We start from the raw sequence: 741 nt of genomic DNA on the forward strand, positions 1-741 counted from the left end.
GAAAAATCCAGTATTCCTACACCAAGGTCGATGTATTCTAATAATGCTTTACAATTAAAACAGCTCATGAATGGATTTAATTTCTCAGTAATTATAAAACCGGTTGATTTTGGAGGTAGTGGCGGTGTTTACTTAGCCAATAATAAACAAGAATGTATGGATGCCTATGCTAAATCGAAACAAACTATGGAGATATATGCAGATGACTTCCAAGTTTCTAAAAGTGAATTCCTAATCGAAGAATTTATTGATAGTGATGATGAAGTCTCAGTGGAAGTATTGTGCGGCCACGATTTCTATGAAGTCATTACCGTTACAGAGAAATATTTATCTCCTAGACCGTGGTTTACTGAAATGGGTCATTTAGTTCCCAGTTTCAGGTATAAAGATACAAATATTAAAGACCTTGCAATACAAGCCTGTAAATCTTTAGGTATTACGCGTGGAATCGCTCATGTTGAAATAAAAATAAAAGACAACAACCTCTATGTCATAGAAGCTGCTGCTAGACCTGGCGGCGATGGTATTATGGATTTAGTCGAATCTTCTTATGACATTAACCCCTATAAATTTCATATATCTATGTATATCAATAATGAAGTAAAAACTCCTCATGCATTTACGCCCAAAAAAACATCTGCCATAGCGTTTATGAAAGCACAAAAAGGTAAGATAATGCACATTCATTATCCAGATGTATCAAAAGATACCGAAATCAAAAAAATAAATGTATTTAAAAAT

At 33.6% G+C, this 741-nt stretch carries 1 protein-coding gene; it reads left to right on the top strand.

The genetic code is table 11. From position 1 onward, the window contains the following. Nucleotides 1-741: ATP-grasp domain-containing protein (locus ACF91D_RS31085; protein ID WP_392438602.1), on the top strand; the 741-nt coding region annotated here is incomplete at both ends.

It is taken from the genome of Staphylococcus sp. 231237_7MaSpsaltlick, from assembly GCF_043107035.1.